Source organism: Natronospira sp., from assembly GCF_007134575.1.
Taxonomy (GTDB): domain Bacteria; phylum Pseudomonadota; class Gammaproteobacteria; order Natronospirales; family Natronospiraceae; genus Natronospira; species Natronospira elongata.
On record NZ_SLKM01000062.1, the window covers coordinates 1 to 5025 of the forward strand.

Below are 5025 nucleotides of genomic sequence, written 5' to 3' on the forward strand. Positions count from 1 at the left end.
CCAGCGCTTCGGGAGCGCAAGGATGATATCGTGATGCTTTTCAAGAAGTTTTCGTCTGATTTTGCAGAAAAATACCGCATACCCCCATTGCAGCTTAGCGAAGATGCTGAGCGGCAACTAGTAAATCACAGGTGGTCAGGCAATGTCCGACAACTGAAAAATCTGGCTGAGCAAATCTCGGTAATTGAAAAAGACAGGTACCTTACCAGCGACACCATCAATCATTACCTGGCAGACAAACAGGAGAACATGCTGCCTGTACTTTTCAGCGAAGTAAACAGCAAGGTTGAGAGCCTCAGCGAAAGAGAAATACTTTACAAGTTGCTTTTTGAAATGAAACGCGACATAACAGACATGAAAAAAATCATCATGCAAATGCTTCGCAACGGGCAGTTATCAGGTGATTTTCGTGAAGAAAACGCACACCTGATTAAAAAACTTTACCACGACAGAGACTTGCCCCAGGTTTACAATGAGAACCCGGAAAACATTCGCAGCAATGATAACAACCATGATGTGATTGAAAGCTACGAGGAGGCTCAACACGAATATATTGAAGAGAGCCTTTCTATACAGAAAAAGGAGAAAGATCTGATCGAAAAAGCATTACAAAAACATAGCGGCCGGCGAAAAAAGGCAGCCCGCGAACTCGGCATCTCCGAAAGAACGCTTTATCGTAAGATCAAGGAATATGATATAGAGTGAAAAAAGCTCGAAGCTGGAAGGGTTCGCGCGGGCTCAAAAGAAGAACCCTAACGTGAATAGAAAACCCAGGCACCCTGAACGTAAAGACAAGGCATGCCTTGTCTCAACACTGAACCAGAAATTAGAAATTAGCAACCAGATACCCGTAACAATGAACCCGCAACCATGAACCGAATAAAACTTTTCTTTATATCAACAATAATCGGCGCAATTGTCTGTGCATGTGGCGTTTACTCCTTCACCGGTGCTAGTATTCCTCCACAAGCTGAGACCATTTCAGTGAGTTATTTCCCGAATGATGCGCCACTTGTACAACCAACGCTCAGCCAACGCTTCACTGAGGGCCTGCAAGATAAGTTTCTGCGACAAACAAATTTGCGTATGGTAGAAGGAGTTGGCCATCTTCACTTTGAAGGCAGCATCACCAATTACCGCACTGAGCCTATCGCCATAACCGGCGACGACAGGGCAGCCATGAACCGTCTCACGATTACGGTAAGGGTGAACTTTTTTAATGAATTTGAGCCTGGAAATGACTTTAGCCGCAACTTCTCAAGGTTTTATGATTACGACAGCAACCTGAGCCTTTCACAAGTTGAGAATGACGCCATCGACCTTATCATTCAGGAGCTGACAGAAGACATATTCAACCAGGCTGTTGTTAACTGGTAAAAGGATATCGACATGCAACAAAAGCTTATTAAACTGATCAATTATCAGCAACTTCCGGATAACGAATCCATAGAGTTTTTAGAAAAGATGGTGGAGAATTACCCGTATTGCCAGCCGTTCCGGATGCTGCTGACCAAAGCTCTTATGCCAGGCAAAAGCTCTGTTTTTGAATATCATCATAACATATCTTCAGCCATTGCACCTGACAGACGTGTCTTTCAAAATTATTTGGATGACAAACACTCACTGCTACATGAAAAAAGCAAGACAACACCACAAATTGGATTTGAAGCTCAAGATAACCAAATAGTTTCAAGTAAACTGTATGAAGATGAAGCGGAAATAATCAGCGAACGCAAACGACGGCAACAGGCCATCATTGACAAGTTTTTGGAACAAAATCCACGCATAGAAGCACGTGGCAAAGAGATTCCTGAGGGTGATATTGCTGCTGAAAGCATTGCATATAAGGCCGATGTAGCAAGCGAGACATTGGCAGAGATTTTGCTGCAGCAGGGGAAAAATCAAGAGGCGGAAATGATTTATCACAAATTAAGTTTGATGTTTCCGGAAAAAAGCAGTTACTTTGCAAAAAAATTGAAAATCATACGAAATCAGAACAATTAAAAATCAAAAACAATGGGTACCTACGTATTAATATCTGTATTGATCCTTATCACCTGCATCCTGCTGGTGATGATCGTGTTGGTGCAAAACGCCAAGGGCGGTGGCCTTGCATCCAACTTCTCGTCATCCAATCAGGTGATGGGTGTACGAAAAACAACTGACTTTCTTGAAAAAGCAACCTGGACGCTTGCCATTGTGTTGTTGTTATTAACACTGTCATCTACTTTTGTGATTCCACGCAGCGAAATACACCAGGGTGTACAAAGTGAAATTCTTGACCTGGTACCTGCAGGCGACACAAGGCCAATGGACTTCCCTGCTCCTTCGCCTGCAACTATTCCGGATGACGTCGATGAAATTGGCACAATGCCGGTAAGCCCCGAAATTGAAGACTAAGCAGCTTTGCTGTCAAAAAAATGTCAGAATGGCACTCCATTCTGACATTTTTTTTGTTACCACATCAATAACATGTTATTTTGACCTTGACAATTCGTTCCTGATGCTTTGGCACAATATGTGAGGATGGCCGCAGTGGAATTGTGAGTCGTACAATTACATCATAAAACATATTGTATAACCTGAAAATTATTTAAAAATGACAAAAGTAAACATCAAACCTTTAGCTGACCGTGTCTTGGTACAGCCGGCTCCTGCCGAAGAAAAAACCTCCGGGGGGATTATCATCCCTGACACTGCAAAGGAAAAGCCTCAGAAAGGCACCGTTGTTGCCGTTGGTGAAGGCACCAAAGACAATCCCGTTACCCTCAAAGTAGGCGACAATGTACTATACGGAAAATATGCCGGTACAGAGCTGAACTTTGATGGAACAGATTATCTGATCATGCGTGAATCTGACATCTATGCAGTAATCTAAGCAATCATAAAATTAATAACCAAATAAAAACAGAAAATCATGGCAAAAGAAATAACCTTCAACCTGGAAGCGCGCAATGCACTCAAACGTGGTGTTGACAAGCTTTCAAACGCAGTAAAGGTAACATTGGGCCCCAAAGGCCGTAACGTGATCATGGATAAGAAATTCGGTGCACCTGCCATCTCAAAGGACGGTGTTACTGTGGCAAAGGAAATTGAACTGGAAGACGCCGTAGAAAACATGGGCGCACAAATGGTGAAAGAAGTGGCAAGCAAAACTGCCGATGTAGCAGGTGATGGCACAACCACCGCTACTGTACTTGCACAGGCTATCATCTCTGCCGGTCTCAAAAACGTGGCGGCAGGAGCCAACCCAATGGACCTGAAACGTGGCATCGACAAAGCTGTTGTCAAAATTATTGAAAACCTTAAATCACAATCAAAAGAAGTGGGTGACAGCATCGAAAAGATTGAGCAGGTGGCTACCATTTCATCCAATAACGACAAAAGTATTGGTAAACTTATCGCTGAAGCGATGTCGAAAGTAAAAAAAGAAGGTGTGATCACCATCGAGGAAGCCAAGGGTACCGAAACACATGTTGATGTGGTGGAAGGCATGCAGTTTGACCGCGGTTACATTTCCCCTTACTTTGTAACTGACACTGACAAAATGGAAGCAGTGTTTGAAGATCCGTACATCCTCATTTATGACAAGAAGATCAGCACGATGAAGGACTTCCTGCCAGTGCTCGAAAAAGTTGTTCAGACAGGTAAGCCCCTGCTGATCATTGCAGAGGATGTAGACGGTGAAGCACTTGCAACCCTGGTGGTGAATAAGCTGCGTGGCTCATTAAAGATTGGTGCTGTTAAAGCTCCTGGCTTTGGCGATCGCAGGAAGGCGATGCTTGAAGACATTGCCATCCTAACCGGTGGAACCGTCATCAGTGAAGAGCAGGGCTACAAGCTTGAGAACACCGACCTCAGCCACTTGGGAAGTGCCGAAAAAGTCACCATCGACAAAGACAATACCACAATCGTTAGCGGCAAAGGCGACAAAGACAATATCAAGGCACGTGTAAACCAGATCAAAACGCAAATTGAGAATACCACCAGCGATTATGACAGGGAAAAGCTCCAGGAGCGCCTGGCCAAGCTTGCCGGTGGAGTGGCTGTATTATATGTTGGCGCTGCCAGCGAAGTAGAAATGAAAGAGAAAAAAGACCGCTGCGATGATGCATTGCACGCCACACGAGCCGCCGTTGAAGAAGGAATCGTGCCGGGAGGAGGCATCGCATACATCCGTGCTTTGAAATCACTGGATGATTTCAAAGGCGACAATGCCGACGAAGATACAGGTGCAACCATTGTACGCAGAGCACTTGAAGAACCGCTCAGGATGATCGTTGAAAATGCAGGAGTAGAAGGCTCCATCATCGTCCAAAAAGTAAAAGAAGGGAAAGATGATTATGGATATAACGCCCAGACAGGTGTCTTCGAAAATCTCTACAGCTCAGGTGTGATCGATCCCACCAAAGTGACCCGCGTAGCACTAGAAAATGCTTCTTCGATAGCTGGCATGTTGCTCACCACTGAGTGCGTACTTGCAGACATAAAAGAAGAAAAAGCGGATATGCCTCCAATGAATCCGGGAATGGGTGGCATGGGTGGTATGATGTAAAAATCAACCCCAACATATATTTCCCCACAGCGGGCAGGTAAAATACCTGTCCGCTTTTTTTAACTCCACGGACAATGTCTGTTGTGAACGATTCCGGAGACTTTCTGTGATCTTTTGCGTAATTGGTCTATTTCACATTGTTCCAACCCTTCGATCTTGGTAAAAAACCTATTGGATCACTTGATCCATTTTTTCATAGGCATTGATTACCTTTGTATCAGTTTGCATGTAATTTAATGCAAATAACACAAATGAAACGCCCATCTTCAAAATCCCGATCATCCGGGAACAGGTTTTTTGACACACTATAAAATAGTATTCGATTTTCGATTGATATTTGCCGTTGCAGAACAAAATAGCCGGAAGCTCGAAGGGTTCGTGGCAAAAAGACAGAAGCTGGGAGAAGGAAAAAGTAATTGCATTGCGTCTGAGTGATGGGCACCCAGCTCCCCTGGAAAAGAGACCAGGGA

Annotated in this window: 7 protein-coding genes; 6 read left to right on the forward strand and 1 reads right to left on the reverse strand. The window is 44.2% G+C overall.

The features are described 5' to 3' along the window. The 6 genes from ACJWXQ_RS02505 to groL form a co-directional block, all read left to right on the forward strand. The coding region (locus ACJWXQ_RS02505) for a helix-turn-helix domain-containing protein (protein ID WP_406672068.1) at positions 1-705 on the forward strand (705 nt) is incomplete at its 5' end. Between the two features lie 165 nt (positions 706-870). Continuing rightward, entirely contained in the window at positions 871-1377 is a 507-nt protein-coding gene (locus tag ACJWXQ_RS02510; RefSeq protein ID WP_406672069.1) for an LptE family protein, read from the forward strand. 12 nt (positions 1378-1389) lie between these two features. Beyond that, complete coding sequence (locus tag ACJWXQ_RS02515) at positions 1390-2004, forward strand: hypothetical protein (protein ID WP_406672070.1); 615 nt, start codon at positions 1390-1392, stop codon at positions 2002-2004. A 12-nt stretch (positions 2005-2016) separates the two neighbouring features. Further along, a complete protein-coding gene (secG, locus tag ACJWXQ_RS02520; RefSeq protein ID WP_406672071.1) occupies positions 2017-2400 on the forward strand; it encodes a preprotein translocase subunit SecG in 384 nt (127 codons plus the stop codon). Positions 2401-2599: 199 nt separating this feature from the next. After that, complete coding sequence (gene groES / locus ACJWXQ_RS02525; protein WP_406672072.1) at positions 2600-2878, forward strand: co-chaperone GroES; 279 nt, start codon at positions 2600-2602, stop codon at positions 2876-2878. Between the two features lie 39 nt (positions 2879-2917). After that, on the forward strand, positions 2918-4555 hold the full coding sequence (gene groL, locus ACJWXQ_RS02530; RefSeq protein ID WP_406672073.1) for a chaperonin GroEL: 1638 nt from the start codon (positions 2918-2920) through the stop codon (positions 4553-4555). Positions 4556-4723: 168 nt separating this feature from the next. Here the strand turns inward: groL and ACJWXQ_RS02535 are convergent. After that, a partial coding sequence (locus ACJWXQ_RS02535; protein WP_406672074.1) for a hypothetical protein occupies positions 4724-5025 on the reverse strand: 302 nt, incomplete at its 5' end.

Bases quoted from the DNA above. Each gene is read 5' to 3' on its own strand.
- ACJWXQ_RS02510 (WP_406672069.1), top strand. From the start codon at position 871: ATGAACCGAATAAAACTTTTCTTTATATCAACAATAATCGGCGCAATT.
- ACJWXQ_RS02515 (WP_406672070.1), top strand. From the start codon at position 1,390: ATGCAACAAAAGCTTATTAAACTGATCAATTATCAGCAACTTCCGGAT.
- secG (WP_406672071.1), top strand. From the start codon at position 2,017: ATGGGTACCTACGTATTAATATCTGTATTGATCCTTATCACCTGCATC.
- groES (WP_406672072.1), top strand. From the start codon at position 2,600: ATGACAAAAGTAAACATCAAACCTTTAGCTGACCGTGTCTTGGTACAG.
- groL (WP_406672073.1), top strand. From the start codon at position 2,918: ATGGCAAAAGAAATAACCTTCAACCTGGAAGCGCGCAATGCACTCAAA.